The sequence below is a fragment of the Pseudoclavibacter sp. RFBI5 genome, assembly GCF_002931395.1.
Lineage (GTDB): Bacteria > Actinomycetota > Actinomycetes > Actinomycetales > Microbacteriaceae > Pseudoclavibacter.
The window spans coordinates 107,423-121,801 of sequence record NZ_PSYA01000007.1 but is presented as its reverse complement, the minus strand read 5'-3'; the positions used below and the strand labels follow the sequence as shown (position 1 = coordinate 121,801).

At 68.2% G+C, this 14,379-nt stretch carries 16 protein-coding genes; 4 read left to right on the top strand and 12 right to left on the bottom strand.

Annotated elements, in window-relative coordinates; translation table 11 throughout:
* Window positions 1-15 precede the first annotated feature (15 nt).
* On the top strand, window positions 16-1,062 hold the full coding sequence (locus tag C5E06_RS05520) for an AI-2E family transporter (RefSeq protein WP_104240694.1): 1,047 nt from the start codon (window positions 16-18) through the stop codon (window positions 1,060-1,062).
* Window positions 1,063-1,120: 58 nt separating this feature from the next.
* Complete coding sequence (locus C5E06_RS05515; RefSeq protein WP_258067518.1) at window positions 1,121-2,146, top strand: putative zinc-binding metallopeptidase; 1,026 nt, start codon at window positions 1,121-1,123, stop codon at window positions 2,144-2,146.
* Here the strand turns inward: C5E06_RS05515 and C5E06_RS05510 are convergent.
* The 11 genes from C5E06_RS05510 to rpsB form a co-directional block, all read right to left on the bottom strand.
* Window positions 2,118-2,876: an alpha/beta hydrolase gene (locus C5E06_RS05510; protein WP_104306243.1), complete on the bottom strand. Its 759-nt coding sequence runs from the start codon at window positions 2,874-2,876 to the stop codon at window positions 2,118-2,120. The genes C5E06_RS05515 and C5E06_RS05510 overlap by 29 nt on opposite strands.
* The gene (locus C5E06_RS05505) at window positions 2,873-3,229 is read right to left on the bottom strand and encodes a hypothetical protein (protein WP_104240783.1); all 357 of its coding nucleotides are present in this window, start codon (window positions 3,227-3,229) and stop codon (window positions 2,873-2,875) included. The genes C5E06_RS05510 and C5E06_RS05505 overlap by 4 nt, the downstream gene beginning before the upstream one ends.
* A 110-nt stretch (window positions 3,230-3,339) precedes the next feature.
* Window positions 3,340-4,086 (bottom strand): transglycosylase SLT domain-containing protein, encoded by a 747-nt coding sequence (locus C5E06_RS19475; protein ID WP_219820185.1) that lies wholly within the window; start codon window positions 4,084-4,086, stop codon window positions 3,340-3,342.
* Between the two features lie 130 nt (window positions 4,087-4,216).
* Entirely contained in the window at window positions 4,217-4,867 is a 651-nt protein-coding gene (locus tag C5E06_RS05495; protein WP_104306242.1) for a transglycosylase family protein, read from the bottom strand.
* A 79-nt stretch (window positions 4,868-4,946) separates the two neighbouring features.
* Window positions 4,947-5,555: a hypothetical protein gene (locus C5E06_RS19755; protein ID WP_104240691.1), complete on the bottom strand. Its 609-nt coding sequence runs from the start codon at window positions 5,553-5,555 to the stop codon at window positions 4,947-4,949.
* Between the two features lie 94 nt (window positions 5,556-5,649).
* A complete protein-coding gene (locus tag C5E06_RS05485) occupies window positions 5,650-6,210 on the bottom strand; it encodes a DivIVA domain-containing protein (RefSeq protein WP_374953083.1) in 561 nt (186 codons plus the stop codon).
* A 56-nt stretch (window positions 6,211-6,266) separates the two neighbouring features.
* Window positions 6,267-7,448: a phosphatidate cytidylyltransferase gene (locus tag C5E06_RS05480; protein WP_258067516.1), complete on the bottom strand. Its 1,182-nt coding sequence runs from the start codon at window positions 7,446-7,448 to the stop codon at window positions 6,267-6,269.
* A gap of 6 nt (window positions 7,449-7,454) precedes the next feature.
* Window positions 7,455-8,009 (bottom strand): ribosome recycling factor, encoded by a 555-nt coding sequence (gene frr, locus C5E06_RS05475; protein ID WP_104240689.1) that lies wholly within the window; start codon window positions 8,007-8,009, stop codon window positions 7,455-7,457.
* A 124-nt stretch (window positions 8,010-8,133) separates the two neighbouring features.
* Complete coding sequence (pyrH, locus tag C5E06_RS05470) at window positions 8,134-8,859, bottom strand: UMP kinase (RefSeq protein ID WP_104240688.1); 726 nt, start codon at window positions 8,857-8,859, stop codon at window positions 8,134-8,136.
* A gap of 150 nt (window positions 8,860-9,009) precedes the next feature.
* Window positions 9,010-9,840: a translation elongation factor Ts gene (gene tsf / locus C5E06_RS05465; RefSeq protein ID WP_104240687.1), complete on the bottom strand. Its 831-nt coding sequence runs from the start codon at window positions 9,838-9,840 to the stop codon at window positions 9,010-9,012.
* A 27-nt stretch (window positions 9,841-9,867) separates the two neighbouring features.
* Entirely contained in the window at window positions 9,868-10,779 is a 912-nt protein-coding gene (rpsB, locus tag C5E06_RS05460) for a 30S ribosomal protein S2 (RefSeq protein ID WP_104306241.1), read from the bottom strand.
* A 305-nt stretch (window positions 10,780-11,084) separates the two neighbouring features.
* Between rpsB and C5E06_RS05455 the strand changes: the two genes are divergently transcribed.
* The gene (locus tag C5E06_RS05455) at window positions 11,085-11,627 is read left to right on the top strand and encodes a murein hydrolase activator EnvC (protein ID WP_104306240.1); all 543 of its coding nucleotides are present in this window, start codon (window positions 11,085-11,087) and stop codon (window positions 11,625-11,627) included.
* Between the two features lie 41 nt (window positions 11,628-11,668).
* Complete coding sequence (locus tag C5E06_RS05450) at window positions 11,669-13,246, top strand: hypothetical protein (protein WP_146081314.1); 1,578 nt, start codon at window positions 11,669-11,671, stop codon at window positions 13,244-13,246.
* 179 nt (window positions 13,247-13,425) lie between these two features.
* Here the strand turns inward: C5E06_RS05450 and C5E06_RS05445 are convergent, their stop codons facing one another.
* Window positions 13,426-14,331 carry a tyrosine recombinase XerC gene (locus C5E06_RS05445; protein WP_104306238.1) on the bottom strand — a complete coding sequence of 302 codons (906 nt, stop codon included), beginning with the start codon at window positions 14,329-14,331 and terminating at the stop codon, window positions 13,426-13,428.
* Between the last annotated feature and the right edge of the window lie 48 nt (window positions 14,332-14,379).

Below are 14,379 nucleotides of genomic sequence, written 5' to 3'. Positions count from 1 at the left end.
CAGGGGGAACACCGCATGCGCATCGAGAATCCGTTCAGGCTGGGCTTCGTCGCGACGGTCGGCGTGCTCGTAGCTCTTGTCCTCGGTGGCATGATCGCCTCGCTGAGCACGATCCTCACCTACATCGGTGCGGCACTGTTCCTGGCGCTCGGCTTCGAGCCGATCATCGCGTTCCTGGAGCGCCACCGCTGGCCCAGGTGGGCGGCGATCATCTCCTCGCTGGGAGGAGCCGCGCTCGCCCTCGGTCTTGTCGTGTGGGCGCTGATCCCGAGCATCTCGAGCCAGGTCGAGCAGCTCTCGGCTCGCTACACGTCGATCGTGAACGACCTCGCGGGCTCGAACGTCATCGAGTGGGTCGACGAGCGCTTCCCGGATCTCCAGGCCCAGGAGTTCGTGACCGACGCGCTCGAGTGGCTGCGCAACAACCTCGCCGCCATCGGCGGTGGCGTGCTCGAAGTCGGCTTCGGCATCGTGAACGCTTTCTTCGGGGTGCTCATCGTCTTCATCCTCATGCTCTACTTCGTCTCGAGCATGAACAGCATCAAGCGCGGCTTCTACCAGCTCCTGCCGGCCTCCCGCCGGGCCCGCACGGCCGAGCTGACCGAGCAGATCACGGCGTCCGTCGGGAAGTTCGTCCTCGGGCAGCTCGCGCTCGGCCTCGCAAACGGGATCCTGTCCTTCACGTTCCTCTCCATCATCGGCGCGTCGATGCCCGCCGTGTTCGCGATCATCGCCTTCCTCGGCTCGCTCATCCCCCTCGTGGGAACGCTGTCGGCGTCGGTCATCATCGTCGTGCTGCAGCTGGCGCTCATGCCCGTCGACAGCAGCGTGTGGTGGATGGCCGCCATCTACTACGTCGTCTACATGCAGGTCGAGGCCTACGTCATCAGCCCTCGCATCATGAGCTCGGCCGTGCAGGTCCCCGGCGCCATCGTCGTCATCGCCGCGCTCACGGGAGGCACGCTCCTCGGGCTCCTCGGCGCTCTCGTCGCGATCCCGATCGCGGCGGCCATCCTCCTCATCGTCAAGGAAGTCTGGATACCGGCGCAGAACGAGCGCTAGCCTCACGGCCGCGCAGGCCGAGCGCTGCACGGCCCGTTCTCCACCTATGATTCGAGGCGTGCAGAGCATCCAGTGCCCCCGTTGCGCGTCGCTCGTCATGCTCGAGTCGCTGTTGTGCGACGCCTGCGCGACGCCGATCGCCTTCCACGACGAGACGCAGGTCTTCGTCGACGTCAGCGGCGGAGCCGTCCTCGTCGAGGGCAGGCTGTGGCGGGAATGCGGGAACCGGAGCTGGCGGTGCAACTGGCTCGTGGAGGACGGCATCGCGACCTCGTCATGCCTCTCCTGCAGGCTCGTTCGCAAGCGCCCTGAGTCCGACGACACCCTCGCGCTCGAGAAGCTCGCGGAGGCGAACGCGGACAGGCGGCGCCTGCTCGCGCAGTGCCTGCACCTGCGCCTCCCCATGGAGAGCTACGCGGAACGTGACGGGGGTCTCGGGTTCGACCTGCTCTCGAGCCGGAGCTCAGGCCAGCGAGTGTCGATCGGCCACGCGAACGGCATCATCACGATCGACCTGGCCGAGACCCTGGATGCGCACCGCGAAGCGCTCAGAGTGCGTCTGGGCGAGCCGTACCGCACCCTCCTCGGTCATTTCAGGCACGAGATCGGCCACTACTACCAGTCGATCCTGCTCGACGACGAGACGCTCCTCGACGAGTGCCGAGAGCTGTTCGGGGACGAGCGCGCGAGCTACCGGGAGGCGCTCGAACGCCACTACCGCCTGGGCGCCCCCGAGGGCTGGTCGGCGTCGTACATCTCCGAGTACGCGACGATGCACCCCTGGGAGGACTTCGCCGAGACCTTCGCGCACTACCTGCACATCCTCGGATCGCTCTGGACGGCCGCCGCCTCGAACGTGGTGCTGCAGCCGGAGACGACCCCGCTCCTCGACTACACGGAGGAGCCCATCGAGCGGGTGCTCGCCGACTGGCACGAGGTCTCGCTGCTCCTGAACCGCTTGAGCAGAGCGATGGGCCAGAACGACCTCTACCCGTTCGTGCTGAACGCTCCGACCGAGGTGAAGCTCGGCTTCATGCACCGGATCGTGACGCGGATCACTCGCCGCTCGGCCACGACGAGCTGAGCGGAAGCGCCGCCGGGTTCGTGTGCTGCACTATCTCCGTCAGCACTCGCTTCGTCTGCTTCTCCCCCACCCACAGGTGCCGACCGTCGTCGACGGGCACGAGCTCGAGGTTCGGGAGGTGCGCGATACGCTGCGCCGCCTCGTCGGGCTTGAGGAAGTCGTCGTGCTCTGGCACGACCATGACGACCGGGATGCGCGCGTCCGCCCAGCGGTCGAGCTCGGCCTGGCTGGTGCGCCGCAGGGGCGGGGACAGCAGGATGAGACCCTTGACGTCCGCGTGCTCGTGGCCGTGCTTGAGCGCGAGCTCGGTGCCGAACGACCAGCCGACCAGCCACGGGTTCGGCAGACTGCGTTCGCGGACGAACGCCATGGCGGCTTCGACATCGGCGCGCTCGGTCTCTCCGTCACCGAACTCGCCGTCGCTCGTGCCTCGCGGAGAGCTCGTGCCTCGCGTGTTGAAGCGAAGCACAGCCAGGTCCGCCTGCGCGGGCAGACGCAATGATGCCTTGCGCAGCACGTGCGAGTCCATGAACCCGCCCGCGGTGGGCAGGGGGTGCAGGGTGACCAGTGTCGCGACCGGCTCACGGTGGAGGGGCAGCGCCAGCTCCCCGACGAGGGTCAGGCCATCGCTCGTGTGCAGCTCGATCTCCTCGCGGCGAGCTGGCAGCTCCGTTCCGCTCCGGATCTCGATGGACTCGCCAGCTTCTCCGGCCGTCGATGCGTCGGTCATGCCATCCTCCAACAGTGGTTGTGCCAGTGGCGGCGGGCCGCCAAGGCGTGCTCGTCTCCGAGGATGCCCTCGGCCCGCCAGACGACGACGTGCGCGACTCCCGCCTCGACGGCGTTGGGGCAGCCAGGACACACGTAGTCCTTGACCGCCCGGACCGCCGAGATCGGCTGCACGGTGTAGGAGACGCCGCGGCGCACCTCCGTGCGGCGCCAGCCCTCGCGGAGACGCTCGAGCTCGTCGGCCTGGTCGCCAGCGCGGTCGGCGGCAGCCTGCTGCCGCTTCGCCGCGCGACCGCCCTTCGTCCTCGGGGACGGATCACCGCTTGGACGGCGGGATCGGTTCGAGCGGGGCATGACAACCATTCTAGGAAGCTCGTGGGAACCGAGCTGACAGACGACGCCGCGTGACCCTGAGGTCACGCGGCGTCGTGAGGCTGAGCCCAGCGGGCTCGAGGAGAAGTGGATCAGTACCAGTTGTTGGCTTCCGAGTGCGCCCACGCGCCGCACGGAGTGCCGTAGCGGCCCTTGATGTAGTCGATGCCCCAGCGGATCTGCGTCTCGGGGTTCGTGCGCCAGTCAGAGCCGTGCGTGGCCATCTTGCTGCCGGGAAGCGACTGTGGGATGCCGTAGGCGCCTGACGAGGGGTTCTCGGCCGCCGCGTTCCAGCCTGACTCGCGCTGCCAGAGCTTCTCGAGGCAGGCGAACTCGCCGGTACCCCAGCCCATGGACGCGACGACGTCGGCGGCAACCGCCTTCGACGTGCCCGGGTCGGGCGCGACGTAGTCGGGGCTGCTGTTCGACGACGACGAGGAGGAGGAGGAACTCGACTCCTTCTCGGTCGGTGTCGGAGTGGGGGTCGGCGTCGGGGTCGGCGTCGTCACGACGATGCCGGCCAGATCGTTGTCTCGCGGAGTCGCAGTCGGGGCGGCAGTGCCCTCATCTTCGACCGTTGCCTCGCCACTCGCCTCGACGGCGGAGACCAGGCTGACCTCGTATCCCTGGGCCCCCGCGGCAGTCAGGTCCGCGACGCTCGGCGCGATCGCAAGAGCTGGGGAGGCGCCGCCGGCGACACCCGCCTGCAGGATGGCCGTGAGCGCAAGGGCACCGACAGCGGTGCTCGCGGCGATGGGGACGATGATCTTCGCCCGTGAGCGTCGTGCGGCCGTCGGACGCGCTGCTCGCGTCGAGCCTGTGCGCTGCAACGTGGTCATTGATCTCCCGGGGTTGGAACTAGGGACTCCCCGAGGATAACGGAATGGTCACGGAATGGCAACGAAAACGGCATCAGTCGCCCGCCGACTGCCGCAGCCATTGGCCCAGGAATTCTGGCCGGTTTCCCGGTCAGTAGCAGCTCCACTGCCCCCAGCCGGCCTTCGCCTGCAGCATCTTGGCGCGCATTGTCTGCTCTTCCAGCGATGCGTCGGAGGGCAGGCCCGTCCCGCCGACGGACTGCCACGTGGGAAGCGAGAACTGGTACATGCCGTAGTAGCCGTTCCCAGTATTGATCGAAGGGTTGCCACCGGACTCGCACTGCGCGATGCGGGCCAGCGTGGCGTCGATGCTCGGGTCCGAGGAGACGTCGGCCTCCTTGTACGAGGATCCCCCGGATGAGGAGTTCTTGCTCGAGTTCGAGGGGGCGGGCTCGGGCTCGGGCTCCGGCTCGGGCGTCGGGGTCGGCGTCGGGGTGACCACGACGATGCTGGCGATGTCACTCGTACGACTCGTGTCTGCCGGCACCGCATCCACTGCGGAGACGAGGCTCACGGCGTAGCCCTGCGCCCCCGCGGCGGTCAGCTCGTCGACGGATGCGACGGAGACGACTTCGCTCTCACCATCGCCCTGTGCCCCCAGCTGGACGGTCGCGGTGACCGCGAGGGCAGCGATCGCGATCCCTGCCAGGGTCGGAACGATCACGCGGGCTCCCGCACGTCGGCGGAGGCCTGCGGGCCGTGAGGCCCGCGTCGAGCCGGTGCGGATGGCGGTGGTGGTCATGCGGGTACTCCCAGGTGGTTCGCGGTGGCGAGGTCTTCAGCCGAAGGTGACGCTGCGGTCGTGGGCAGCGGGTCCGAGGTCAATAGGAGCCGTTGTGCTGGTTCCAGGCGGCGCACGGGGTGCCCCACGCTCGGTCGATGTAGTCGATCCCCCACTTGATCTGCGTCAGCGGGTTCGTCTTCCAGTCGGCGCCCATCGTGGCGAGCTTCTCAGCGGGCCACGACTGCGGGATGCCGTACGCACCGGAATCGGCGTTCTCGGCCAGGTAGTTCCAGCCGGATTCCTTCATCCACAGCTTGTCGAGGCAGGACATCTGGTCGGCACCCCAGCCGTACTGGGTCTTGACCATCTCCTCGGTGATCTTCTTGAGCGAGGCAGGGTCGGTCGGCACCACGTCGATGCTGACGCTCGAGCCCCGGTCGTCGATGGTGGTCCCCTGCGAGCTCTCCCCCGAGACGGCGAGGACCGCGTACGCCTGCGCCTGCTCCTGCGACAGCTCCTGGATGCTCGGACTCAGCGACGCGTCAGCCGAGGCTGTGGCCCCGGCACCCGTGAGGGTGGTCACTGCGATGGCCCCGGCTGCGACGACGCCGAGCGCCGATGAGCCGAAGATCGCGGCGCGGCGCTTGGCGCGAGTCTTGCGACGCTGGCGTGCACGCTCTCCGCGAGTTGCAGTGGTTTCCGGCATGGAGCTCCAACCGATGGGCCGAGGGGACCACGCAATCGTAACGGGGAGGTCACGATTTGACAACGCTCAGGCTCAGCTGAGGTGGCAGGTGTACCTAACGAATGGCGAGCATGACGTCGATGACGGCGTCGATGAGCAGGTCGACTTGCGTCTCCTTGTAGCCGTGGCGCTTCGGCGTGAACGCGACACCGCGGACCTCGCGGAGCGACATGGCGGTCCCACCGCGCAGGAAGTCAGCGAGCCTGCTGGAGAACTCGTCGACCTCCTTGACGTCGTATCCACGCTGCAGGACGGAGACGCGATCGAAGCGCTCGCCGTCTTCGCGACGGAGCCGAGCGAGGACCGCCCGGGCCGTCGTCTTCGTCTCGCGCAGGAAGACATCACGGCCGACCCGGTCGATGTGCTCGTCGCGTTCGCGGATGGCGACGGCGTCCTCGAGGCGCTCGAGCGCGGCATCGACGTGCGGGGCGGAGTACCCGCCCTTGCGCATCGTGAACGCCGTGTGGCGGATGCTGCTCGTCGAGAGGCGCTTGCCCTGCGTGCCGTTGTCGAAGTTGTCGTAACGCTGCCGGGCGACGCGGAATGCACGGTCGACCTCTTCGGCGTCGTAGCCGAGGGTGCCACGAGATGCCAGAGGGAATGAAGTGCTGCTCACGCGGTCCATTCTGCCGCATCACGAGCGAACATGTCGCACGGCTCCCCGGTGGGGCATCACCAGAGCGTCGAGTCTGCGCTCCAGAAGTACAGCGCGAACGCCATCGCTCCCGACGGCAGGATCGAGTCGATGCGGTCGAAGAACCCACCGTGCCCGGGCAGCCAGGAGCTCATGTCCTTGATCTTGAGGTCGCGCTTGATCATCGACTCGGTCAGGTCGCCGGCCGTGGCGGTGATGAGCAGCAGGGGCCCCATGATCAGGCCGAACCACCAGTCCTGATCGAGGAGGAAGATGCTGACGAGGATGCCCACGACGATCGACGTGAGGCCGGCTCCCGCGAACCCCTCCCAGGTCTTGCCCGGGCTGATCTTCGGCGCGAGCTTGTGCTTGCCGAAGTTGAGGCCGAAGACGTAGGCACCCACGTCCACGGCCACGACGATGATGAGGAAGCCGAGCACCCACCACTGGCCGTCCTCCTGCGAGGTGAGGAGCACCGTGAACGAGCCGAGGTACGAGACGTAGATGAGGATGAGCGCGGCGGCCAGGAAGTCGGCCCAGACCGCCTTCCGCGGTGGCCGATCGGTGGACACCGAGGCTTCCACGAGCCGCCACACGGTCACGACGAAGACGCCGATCAGCAGCGCGAGCCACTGCCCGACGACGTCGAAGTAGTAGGCAACAGGTTGGATGGCGACGGCTGCGACGACTAGCGGAATGCGTGGCACGTCGCGCCCGGCACCGCGCATTGCGCTCGCGAGCTCGATCGTCGCGAAGATGACCATCGCGACCGCGAACGGGATGAAGAGCTGCTTGATGAAGATGAGGCTCGAGATGAGGAGCGCCCCGAGCACGACGCCGAAGAAGATCGCGAAGGACAGGTTGCGCCCACTGCGGGCGTTGATCGCGTCGTTGCGTGCCCGCAGCTTGTCGCGCTGCTCCCGCACCTGGGTCCGCGCCTGCTGCGCGCGCGATTCCAGGTCGTGAAGGATGTTCGTGCCGGTGTCACCAAGCCGCGATGGGCGGAGCGGGGTCAGGGGCGGCGCAGGAGCGCCGTCGCCCATGACCGGGAGATCGTCAGCAGCCGCGGGGGCTCCGGCCGCTGGTGTGCCGTCGCCCTCGCTGGCGGCGGGACCGAAGGCGCTCGGCGTCTCGCGCGCTTCGGACTCCGCCTCTGTCTCCCGGACCTCGCGGTCCAGGCGCTCGCCGGGGTCTGCCCCGTCACTCCCAGTCGTGGACACGAGCGACTAGACCTCGAGGAGCTCGGCTTCCTTGTGCTTGGAAGCCTCGTCGATGCGATCGATGTGCGCCTTCGTGAAGGTCTCGAGTTCCTTCTCGCCGCGAGCGATGTCGTCCTCGCCCACTTCGTCCTTCAGCGCTTCGAGGTCGGTCTTCGCCTTGCGACGGATGTTGCGGACGGCGACGCGCGCCTCCTCCGCCTTCGTCTGCACGAGCTTGACGTACTCCTTGCGGCGGTCGGCCGTGAGCTCCGGCATGACCACGCGAATGAGGTTGCCGTCGTTGCTTGGCGTGACCCCGAGGTTCGGCCGCGACACGATGGCCTTCTCGATCTCCTTGAGGGCCGACTTGTCGTAGGGCGTGATCACGAGAACACGAGCTTCGGGGACGGCGATCGACGCGAGCTGCTCGAGCGGCGTCGCGGTGCCGTAGTAGTCGACGGGGATCTTCGTGAAGAGCTGGGGGTTCGCCCGCCCCGTTCGCACCGTCGAGAAGTCTTCCTTCGCGTGGTCGACGGCCTTCGCCATCTTGTCTTTGGTCTCGGTGAGCACGTCGTTGATCACGGGGTGTCCTTTCCAGGGCGTTCTGCATCATCCTACCGAGATGGTCGGATGCGCACGCCACGCTCGAGGGCGCGGCGCACTGACGAAAATTGTCGCGGGGTGGCGGTTTCGGTGGGGCCCTCGACTAGTCGAGGCTCGACGTGACGAGCGTCCCGATGTCCTCGCCGAGGATGGCGCGGGCGATGTTGCCCTCTGGGCTCATGCCGAACACGCGCATGTCCATGCCGTTGTCCATGCAGAGGCTGAAGGCGGTCGAGTCGACGACCTTGAGGCCACGCTGGAGCGCGTCCTGGTAGGTGACCGAGTGCAGCAGCTCGGCGCTGGGGTCCTGGCGCGGGTCGGCGGTGTAGACGCCGTCGACACCGTTCTTCGCGACGAGCACCACGTCTGCTCCGACTTCGAGCGCACGCTGTGCGGCGACCGTGTCGGTCGAGAAGTACGGGAGGCCGGCGCCGGCGCCGAAGATGACGACGCGGCCCTTCTCCATGTGGCGCTTGGAGCGGAGCGGAATGTACGGCTCGGCGACCTGGCGCATCTCGATGGCGGACTGCACACGGGCGGGGGTGCCCGCCTGCTCGATGAAGTCCTGCAGCGCGAGGGCGTTCATGACGGTGCCGAGCATGCCCATGTAGTCGGCTCGCGCGCGGTCCATGCCGGCGTTCGCGAGCTGAGCGCCGCGGAAGAAGTTCCCTCCGCCGACGACGATGGCGACTTCCACGTCGCGTGCAGCAGCGGCGATCTCCTTGGAGATGCTCGTGAGCACCTCGGGATCGACACCCATCTTGCCTGCACCGAACGCTTCGCCAGAGAGTTTGAGGAGAACGCGTCTGCGCGGGGCCTGTGGTGACATTTGTGCTCCTTGTGGGATCGCTGATCGTCCACGAGCCTACCTTGTGCGGAGCGCGCACGAGTCTCAGCGGACCTCCTCGAGCGGGCTCCGGGGACACGAAACGGGGCCGGATGCTTGCGCATCCGGCCCCGAATTCGTGTGCGTCTGGCGTTAGGCGCCGACGCGGATGCGACCGAAGTCGACGACGTTGACGCCTGCGGCGTCAGCGATCTTCTTCACGGTCTGCTTGTTGTCGCGAGCGTAGTCCTGCTCGAGGAGCACGATCTGCTTGAAGAAGCCGGTCAGGCGTCCCTCGATGATCTTCGGAAGGGCTGCCTCTGGCTTGCCCTCGCTCCGAGAGATCTCCTCGACGATGACCCGCTCCTTGTCGATTGCCTCGGCAGGAACGTCCTCACGGGTGAGGTACTGCGGGTCGAACATTGCGATGTGCTGAGCGATGCCGCGAGCCGTAGCCGCGTCGTCGCCCTCGTACGCCACGACGACGCCGACCTGCGGTGGCAGGTCCTGCGAGGTGCGGTGCAGGTAGATCTCGAAGTTGGCGCCCTTGAGGAGGCTCACCTTGCGGAGTTCCATCTTCTCGCCCAGGATCGCGGCGACGCCATCGATGGTCTCCTTGACGGTCGTGCCGTCGACGGGGGCGGCAAGCGCCTCGTCGACGTTCGACGCGCCAGCGGCGGCCACAGCATCGAGCACCTTCTCGGAGAGTGCGATGAACTTGTCGCCCTTGGCAACGAAGTCGGTCTCGGTTGCGAGCTCGATGAGCGTCGCGGTGCCGTTTCCGTTGTCCTTCGCGGCGACGAGGCCTTCGCTGGTGGAACGGTCAGCGCGCTTCGCGTTGCCCTTCGCACCCTTGAGGCGGAGGATCTCGACGGCCTTTTCCTTGTCGCCGTCGGCCTCTTCGAGCGCCTTCTTCGTGTCGACCATGCCAGTACCGAGCTGCTCGCGCAGCTCCTTGACATCAGCGAGGGTGAAGTTAGCCATGTGTGGGGTTCTCCCTAGTGCTTGAAGTTACTTGGACTCTTCGACGGCTTCGACAGCCTCGGCTGCTTCAGCAGGCTCGGCGGCCTCGGCAGGCTCAGCTGCCTCGACAGCCTCGGCCTCGGCCTCGGCAGGAGCCTCGGTCTCAGCAGGAGCCTCGACGACGGCCTCAGCGGCAGGAGCGTCGCCCTGCAGCAGGTCGTTCTCCCACTCAGCCAGCGGCTCGACCTCGGCCTGGCCTTCGGTCGGCTTCTGGTGGCGCTGGATCAGGCCCTCAGCTGCTGCGTCGGCGATGATGCGCGTCAGCAGCGCAACGGAGCGGATGGCGTCGTCGTTGCCCGGGATCGGGTAGTTGACGTCGTCCGGGTCGCAGTTCGTGTCGAGGATCGCGATGACCGGGATGCCGAGCTTCTTGGCCTCGTCGATCGCGAGGTGCTCCTTCTTGGTGTCGACAACCCAGAGCGCCGAAGGCGTCTTCGAGAGGTTGCGGATACCACCGAGCGACTTCTCGAGCTTGTCACGCTCGCGACGCTGGATGAGGAGTTCCTTCTTCGTGAAGCCGCGCGTCGTGTCGTCGAAGTCGACGAGGTCGAGCTCCTTGAGACGGTTGAGGCGCTTCTGGACGGTGCCGAAGTTCGTGAGGAGGCCACCGAGCCAGCGCTGGTTCACGTAGGGCTGGCCCACGCGGGTCGCCTGCTCGGAGATGGACTCCTGAGCCTGCTTCTTGGTGCCGACGAAGAGGATGGTGCCGCCGTGTGCGACGGTCTCCTTGACGAAGTCGAAAGCAGCATCGATGTAGCCCAGCGACTGCTGGAGGTCGATGATGTAGATGCCGGACCGCTCGGTGAAGATGAATCGCTTCATCTTCGGGTTCCAGCGACGGGTCTGGTGCCCGAAGTGCACGCCGCTGTCGAGCAGCTGGCGGATGGTGACGACTGCCATGGTCGTTCTCCCTATTCGAATGCGCATTCCTGCGCGCGGTTGTTCTCTGCGACCGGCGGCCGCACAGCCTGGTGCCCAGCGCGCATCCGCTCTCGCACCGAAGTGCTGGAGACCGATGGATGCACGCCTCGATGGGCACGCGAAGTCAGCCCGCATGGCGGGCTGCTGGCGTCAGTCTACACAGGAGCGGTGGCGCAGGGAACCGGTGCACGGACTCAGGTGCAGCCGAGCCTGTGGACAGGCGTCCTCCACACCTCGTGGTCGTCTGCCGCAGGGGCCCGCTCACCGGGCACCACGATGACACCATGCACCGCACCCCGGAGTCCCCAGCGTCCCTCGTCCGCCCCCGGCGCGGTCTCGCGACGCTCATTCCCCTCCTGCTCATGGCCAGCGCGACTCTGGGCGGCGCTCCGCACGCGGCCGGGGCTTCGAGCACGTGGAGCTGGCCCGTGGAAGCGCCTCCGAACGTCGCTCGTGGATTCGACCTCGCCGCCCAGTACGGGGCCGGCCACCGCGGCGTCGACATCTCCGCGGCACCGGGCGACGACGTCCGCTCCCCCGCCCCGGGAACCGTCACGTTCGCGGGCTTCGTCGTCGACCGACCGGTGCTCTCGATCCAGCATGCCGACGGCCTGCTCGCCAGCTACGAGCCGGTCGTCACACAGCTGAGACCGGGAGACGTCGTCTCCACCGGCCAGCGCATCGGAGAGCTGAGCATCGGGCATCGCCACACGCCCGAAGGGAACCTGCACCTCGGGGTTCGACGCGACGGCGCCTACCTCGACCCCGCCCCGCTGTTCGAGGTGCTGCGACCTCCTGCGGCCGTCTTGCTTCCTCTCTACCGATGAGCAGCCGACGCTCGCCACGACCCACACCAGAAAGGCACCACATGTCTCCTCTCCACCAGCAGCGACCGCCCTCGCCCGCCGGGACTGCCCATCGCACCGCGCACTCGCCATCGCGCTGGACCACTCGACTTCCTCGCGCCGCAGCTGGCCTCGTCATGCTCGCCATGACCGCGTCGTTCCTGCTGTTCTCCGGAGCGCAGACCGCGAGCGCAGCCGGCTACGGCCCCGGCTTCGACGACGCCCAGAACGGCGGACAGGGACGGATCGGGGCCTACAGCTTCGAGGGACGCAACGTCTACTGCCTGCAGCCCTGGCTGCCCCGCCCGCTCGATGAGACGACGAAAGGAAGCGTCGTCGATGGCGAGCAGTTCCAGATGAGCGACGACGACACAGCCCGCGTGAACTGGGCCATCTCGACCCACGGGCAGTCCGCGGACCCGACGGTGACCAGCGCCGTCGCCATGTTCGTCTGGTCGCTCGCGGCCCCCGGAAGCTACTCGGGCCATGCGGTGAGCGGAGACGAGCACTACCTCGGACGTGTGCCCGAGGAGAAGCGGGCAGACGTCGGCAGCACCCTCGCGGCCATTCGCGCGGATGCGGCGAAGGTCGGCGCCAGCGCGCCGGTCGACCTCAAGGGCAGCCTTGCGTTCACGACCGACGGGGCAGATGCGAGAACGGGCACCGTCACCCTGGCAACGGAGGTACCCGGAGCCACGGGAACAGTGGTGCTGAGCGGCGCCACCTTCGTCGCCACCGGCGCCGAGACCTCGACGATTCGAGGCGGAGAATCGGCTCCGATCGTGGTCAGCCCCGCGGCCCTCGACCGCGGGCCCGTCACGGTGAGCGGCACCGCGAGCGTCACCTCTCCGTCTGTGCCCTGGGCCGCGAAGATCCTCGTCCTGCACACGCCAGGCGCTCAGTTGCTCGGCGGAAGCGGCGGCACCCTGCCCGGAGAGTTCACGGCCGTCGGCCAGGACCGAGCGCCTCGGGTGCCCGTCGCGACGCCGACCCCAACACCCACACCAGCCCCGACGGCCACGCCGACGCCGACCTCAACACCCAAGCCCACGCCGACGGCAACGGCAACGCACACCCCAACGACTCCGCCCACACCAATGGCAACCCGCACACCAACGGCCACGCCCACAGCCACACCGGTACCGAGCGTGACCCCGAGCGCTCCTCCGATCCCTACGAGCTCTGCCCCGACGAGCCCGCCCGTCAGCGCCGCGCCGCCCACGGCTCCCGCGATGCCGACGCCTCCGGGGAACACGAACCCACCTGAGAACTCGAACCCTCCGGAGAGCTCGAACCCTCCGGAGATCTCCAGGCCGAGCACGACGCCCACGGCAACGCAGAGTGCCACCGCGTCGCCGCCGGCGTCCACGACGCCGGCACCCAGCGCGAAGGCGGGCACTCCAGCGCCGAGCACGGCGCCCGCGTCACCGCCGGCCGCCAGCTCGGCAGCCGCAGAACCATCGCCGTCGAGCTCGCCAGACACCCTTGCCCAGACCGGGGCCGCAGGTATCGGCTGGCCCCTGCTCCTGGGCGCCGGAGCGCTTGTCATCGGCATCGGCGCGCTCGCCTGGGGACTGCTGAGTCGCCGACGCCAGGCCTGACCCGCCTCCACGCAGCGGAGCCAGATCCGCGAGGACGCAGGCACGCCTCGGCGGCCAGACCCGGCCGTCGAGGCGTGTCGGCCTGCCGGTGTGCTGGCCTGCCGGCCCGCATCGTCCAGCGTCCAGCGTCCAGCGTCCAGCGTCCGGCCGTCCGGGGTCCAGCCAGATCGACCCCGGCTTCAGGCTCGGGGATGCGCCTGCAGGTACGACGCCTTCAGGCGCTCCGCGGAGACGTGGGTGTAGATCTGCGTCGTCCCCAGGTCGGAGTGGCCCAGGATCTCCTGGACGGCGCGGAGGTCCGCTCCCCCATCCAGCAGGTGCGTCGCCGCAGTATGGCGGAACGTGTGCGGCCCCGAAGGGCCACCGCCGGGCGCAGCTCCAAGCACCTCACGGGAGAGCGCGTACACGGTGCGGGCATCCAACCGCCCGCCGCGAGCACCGAGGAACAGCGCCTGCCCAGAACGCGGCTGCTCGAGGACCGGCCTGCCGACCTCGAGCCACCGCTCGACCGCCTTCGCAGCGTGCGCCCCGAACGGCACCACTCGCTCCTTATCGCCCTTGCCGACGACCCTCACCACGCGCCGCCCCAGATCGACGGCCCCGACATCGAGCGAACAGCACTCCGAGACACGAATGCCCGACGCATACAGCAGCTCGATGATCGCGACATCGCGCTGCTCCACCGGATCGCCCGAGGACGCTCGCTCGGCGAGCGCGTCCAGGATCCCCCGCATTCCGTCAGCCGACACCACCCGCGGCAACGTCGACCCCGCCTTCGGGCTCTTCAGGCGCCGCGCCGAATCCGGGCCGCGGCCGGTCTCCTCGAGCCACGACGTGAACCCGCGAAACGAAGCCGCCATGCGGGCGATGCTCGACGAGGCCTTGCCCGCCTGCGTCTGCTGCCACAGCAGATCCCTGAAGACCTCCAAGCTGAGCGCACCCGGCCCATCGATCCCAGCGCGCTCGCAGGAGTCGAGCAGGATGCCGAGATCGGCCGCATAGGCCTGCGCAGTCCGCGGCGACAGCCCACGCTCGGAGCGCAGCGAGCGTAGGTAGGCGTCGACCGCGACCGAGAGCTCCTGCATGCAGACCATCGTAGGTCGCAACCCAGGCACCACGGCCGCGGCGTGACC

What these genes read in the sequence shown, in the direction of transcription:
- C5E06_RS19475 (WP_219820185.1), bottom strand. Translation starts at nt 4,086, where the DNA reads ATGACCACGTTGCAGCGCACAGGCTCGACGCGAGCAGCGCGTCCGACG.
- tsf (WP_104240687.1), bottom strand. Translation starts at nt 9,840, where the DNA reads ATGGCTAACTTCACCCTCGCTGATGTCAAGGAGCTGCGCGAGCAGCTC.
- rpsB (WP_104306241.1), bottom strand. Translation starts at nt 10,779, where the DNA reads ATGGCAGTCGTCACCATCCGCCAGCTGCTCGACAGCGGCGTGCACTTC.
- C5E06_RS05455 (WP_104306240.1), top strand. Translation starts at nt 11,085, where the DNA reads ATGCACCGCACCCCGGAGTCCCCAGCGTCCCTCGTCCGCCCCCGGCGC.
- C5E06_RS05495 (WP_104306242.1), bottom strand. Translation starts at nt 4,867, where the DNA reads ATGACCACCACCGCCATCCGCACCGGCTCGACGCGGGCCTCACGGCCC.
- C5E06_RS05450 (WP_146081314.1), top strand. Translation starts at nt 11,669, where the DNA reads ATGTCTCCTCTCCACCAGCAGCGACCGCCCTCGCCCGCCGGGACTGCC.
- C5E06_RS05505 (WP_104240783.1), bottom strand. Translation starts at nt 3,229, where the DNA reads ATGCCCCGCTCGAACCGATCCCGCCGTCCAAGCGGTGATCCGTCCCCG.
- C5E06_RS19755 (WP_104240691.1), bottom strand. Translation starts at nt 5,555, where the DNA reads ATGCCGGAAACCACTGCAACTCGCGGAGAGCGTGCACGCCAGCGTCGC.
- C5E06_RS05445 (WP_104306238.1), bottom strand. Translation starts at nt 14,331, where the DNA reads ATGCAGGAGCTCTCGGTCGCGGTCGACGCCTACCTACGCTCGCTGCGC.
- C5E06_RS05520 (WP_104240694.1), top strand. Translation starts at nt 16, where the DNA reads ATGCGCATCGAGAATCCGTTCAGGCTGGGCTTCGTCGCGACGGTCGGC.
- pyrH (WP_104240688.1), bottom strand. Translation starts at nt 8,859, where the DNA reads ATGTCACCACAGGCCCCGCGCAGACGCGTTCTCCTCAAACTCTCTGGC.
- C5E06_RS05510 (WP_104306243.1), bottom strand. Translation starts at nt 2,876, where the DNA reads ATGACCGACGCATCGACGGCCGGAGAAGCTGGCGAGTCCATCGAGATC.